The organism is Nonomuraea sp. NPDC004580 (assembly GCF_040609855.1).
Classification (GTDB): Bacteria; Actinomycetota; Actinomycetes; order Streptosporangiales; family Streptosporangiaceae; genus Nonomuraea; species Nonomuraea salmonea.
The window spans coordinates 1-3,737 of the sequence record NZ_JBEXLH010000133.1 but is presented as its reverse complement, the minus strand read 5'-3'; the positions used below and the strand labels follow the sequence as shown (position 1 = coordinate 3,737).

General features: G+C 71.2%; 3 protein-coding genes. All 3 read right to left on the bottom strand.

The window, feature by feature from the left end; genetic code table 11:
* Nucleotides 1-557: NADH-quinone oxidoreductase subunit H (locus tag ABZW11_RS46130; protein ID WP_355432898.1), on the bottom strand; the 557-nt coding region annotated here is incomplete at its 3' end.
* A complete protein-coding gene (locus ABZW11_RS46125) occupies nucleotides 554-2,941 on the bottom strand; it encodes an NADH-quinone oxidoreductase subunit G (protein ID WP_355432897.1) in 2,388 nt (795 codons plus the stop codon). The genes ABZW11_RS46130 and ABZW11_RS46125, both read right to left, overlap by 4 nt.
* A partial coding sequence (locus tag ABZW11_RS46120) for an NADH-ubiquinone oxidoreductase-F iron-sulfur binding region domain-containing protein (RefSeq protein ID WP_355432895.1) occupies nucleotides 2,938-3,737 on the bottom strand: 800 nt, incomplete at its 5' end. The genes ABZW11_RS46120 and ABZW11_RS46125, both read right to left, overlap by 4 nt.

Here is a 3,737-nt window from a genome sequence, read left to right as displayed (position 1 = left end):
AGGAAGATCGCCACGAACGACAGGCCCATCGCGATCTCGTACGAGACCACCTGGGCCGCCGAGCGCAGACCGCCGAGCAGCGCGTACGGCGAGCGCGAGGACCATCCGGCCAGCACCACGCCGTAGACCGACACCGCGCCCATGGCCAGCATGAACAGCACCGCCACCGGCAGGTCGACGAGCTGCAGCGGCGTCTGCACGCCGAACAGGTTGACCACCGGCCCGAACGGCACGATCGAGAAGGCCAGGAACGCCGGCACGACCATGATGACCGGCGCCAGCAGGTAGAGCACCTTGTCCACGGTCCGCGGGAAGATGTCCTCCTTCAGGCCCATCTTCAGACCGTCGGCCACGGACTGCAGCAGACCGAACTTGCCGGCCCGGTTGGGGCCGTAGCGGTGCTGCATCCGCGAGATCAGCTTGCGCTCGAACCAGACGCCGAACAGGATGCCCAGCATCAGGAAAGCGAACAGCATCACGGCCTTGATGATCGTGATCCACAGAGGGTCCTTGCCGAAGTCGGCGAGGGTGGGATCGGCCGCGAGAACGTGGATCATGAGGCGCTCCCGATGGTGACGATGTCGCCGGCCACCGCGCGCAGGTCACGCGTGACCGAGCAGCCGCCGGAGTTCGCCGGCACCCAGACCACGCGGTCGGGCAGGTCGGCGATGCGCACCGGCAGGGTCACGGAGCCGCCCGCGGGGTCGCCGACGACGAGCTTGTCGCCGTCGGCGACGCCGAGCTCGGCGGCCGTGGGGCCCGAGACCAGTGCTTCGGCGGTGCGGGCGGTGCCCGCGAGGTACGGCTCGCCGTCCTGCAGCCTGCCCTCGTCGAGCAGCAGGTGCCAGGTGGCCAGCAGGGCCTGGCCCTGCTCCGGCACCTCCTGCGGACGGGTCAGGGCGTTGGGCGGGCTGACCCGGCTGCCGCGCCAGGAGCCGAGCCCGGACAGCTCGCGCCGGACGGCCTTGGCGTCGGGCAGGCCCAGATGCACGTCCATCCGGTCGGCGAGGTTGCCGATGACGGCCATGTCGGACTGCAGGCCCGGCACCTTGAGCGGCGCGTCGAACGAGCGGCCCCTGCCCTCCCAGTTGACGAACGTGCCGCCCTTCTCCTGGACGGCGGCGACGGGCAGGACCACGTCCGCGCGGTCGGTGACGGCGCTGGCGCGGATCTCCAGGCTGACGATGAACGGCGTGCGCTCGAGCGCGTCGAGCGCCGCCGCCGGGTCGGACAGGTCGTAGGGGTCGACACCGGCCACGACCAGGGCGTCGAGCTCGCCGTCGCGGGCGGCGGCGAGGATGCCGGAGGTGTCGCGGCCGGGCGTGGTGGGCAGCGAGGCCACGTTCCAGGCCCGCGCGACCTCGGCCCTGGCGGTCTCGTCGTCCACCGGGCGGCCGATCGGCAGCAGGTTGGGCAGCGCACCGGCCTCGACCGCGCCGCGCTCGCCCGCCCTGCGCGGGATCCAGGCGATGCGCGCGTCGGAGGCGGCGGCGAGCCTGACCAGCGCGGACAGCGCGCCCGGCACGGTGGCCAGGCGCTCGCCGGCCAGCACGATCGTGCCCTCGGCGAGGGTGCCGACCAGGTCGCCGATCGCGTCGGCCTCGGCGCCCGGCGCGGTGCGGATGAGCGTGCCGCCCATCTTCGCCAGGCCAGGAGAGGCGAACGGCGCGATCGAGGAGACCTTGAGCCCCTTCTTCATCCACGCCTTGCGCAGGCGCAGGAAGACGATCGGCGACTCCTCCTCGGGCTCGAACCCGACGAGCAGCACGTGAGGTGCGTTCTCGAGGTCGGCGTAGCTGATCTCGATGCCCCTGCCGGCCACCGCGTGGGCGAGGAACTGCGCCTCCTCGGCCGAGTGCGGCCTCGCGCGGAAGTCCACGTCGTTGGAGGCGAGCGCGACCCGGGCGAACTTCGCGTACGCGTAGGCGTCCTCGACCGTGACCCGGCCGCCGACCAGCACGCCGGCCTTGCCACGGGCGGCGGCGAGCCCCCGGGCGGCGACTTCGAGCGCCTCGGGCCACGAGGTGGGCACCAGCACGCCCTCCTCGTTGCGGACCAGCGGCTGCTTGAGCCGGTCGGGCTGCTGCGCGTAGGTGAACGCCCAGCGGCCCTTGTCGCAGTTCCACTCCTCGTTGACCTGCGGGTCGTTGCCCGCCAGGCGCCGGGTCACCCGGCCGCGCCGGTGGTCGGTGCGCAGGCTGCAGCCGGAGGCGCAGTGCTCGCACGCGCTCGGCGTGGACACCAGGTCGAACGGGCGGGCGCGGAACCGGTAGGCGGCGCCGGTGAGCGCGCCGACCGGGCAGATCTGCACGGTGTTGCCCGAGAAGTAGGAGTTGAACGGCTGGCCGTCGGCCACCCGCACCTGCTCCTTGGCCCCGCGCTCGAAGAACTCGATGAGCGGGTCACCGGCGATCTGGTCGGAGAAGCGGATGCAGCGCGCGCACTGCACGCAGCGCTCGCGGTCGAGCAGCACCTGCGTGGACAGCGCCAGCGGCTTGGGGAAGGTCCGCTTCTGCTCCTGGAAGCGCGACTCGCCCTGGCCGTTCGACATGGCCTGGTTCTGCAGGGGGCACTCGCCGCCCTTGTCGCAGACCGGGCAGTCGAGCGGGTGGTTCATCAGCAGCAGCTCCATCGCCGCGCGCTGCGCCTTCTCGGCGACCGGCGAGGTGAGCTGGGTCTGCACCACCATGCCCTCGGCGACCTCGATCGCGCACGACGGCTGCGGCTTGGGGAAGCCGCGGCCGTTGCCCGCGTCGGGGATGTCGACCAGGCACTGACGGCAGTTGGCCGCCGGGTCGAGCAGCGGGTGGTCGCAGAACCTGGGGATCTGGATGCCCAGCAGCTCGGCGGCCCTGATGATCAACGTGCCCTTGGGAACACTGACCTGGAACCCGTCGATCGTCAGGGTCACCAGGTTCGTCTGGGTCTCTACGACTGTCACTGCTCACCCCAGAGAGTGGACTTCTTCGGGTCGAACGGGCAGCCGCCGATCTCGAAGTGCTTGAGGTACTCATCGCGGAAGTACTTCACCGAGGAGTGGATCGGGCTGGTCGCGCCATCGCCGAGCGCGCAGAACGAGCGGCCCAGGATGTTGTCGGCGATGTCGGTGATCGTGGCCAGGTCGTCCTCGGTGCCCTGGCCCGCCTCCAGGCGCTTGAGCACCTGCTTGAGCCAGTACGTGCCCTCGCGGCACGGCGTGCACTTGCCGCAGGACTCGTGGGCGTAGAACTCGGTCCAGCGCAGCACCGTACGGACCACGCAGGTGGTCTCGTCGAAGATCTGCAGGGCCCGGGTGCCGAGCATGGAGCCCTTGGCGCCGACCCCCTCGAAGTCGAGCGGCACGTCGAGGTGCTCGTCGGTGAAGATCGGCGTGGACGAGCCGCCCGGGGTCCAGAACTTGATCTGGTGCCCCTTGCGGATGCCGCCCGCCATGTCGAGCAGCTCGCGCAGCGTGATGCCGAGCGGCGCCTCGTACTGGCCTGGCCTGGTGACGTGGCCGCTCAGCGAGAAGATGCCGAAGCCCTTGGACTTCTCGGTGCCCATGCCGGCGAACCAGTCGGCGCCGTTCGCGATGATCGAGGGAACACTCGCGATCGACTCGACGTTGTTCACCACAGTCGGCGAGGCGTAGAGGCCCGCCACGGCGGGGAACGGGGGCTTGAGCCGGGGTTGACCTCTGTAGCCTTCGAGCGAGTCCAGCAGCGCCGTCTCCTCGCCGCAGATGTAGGCGCCCGCGC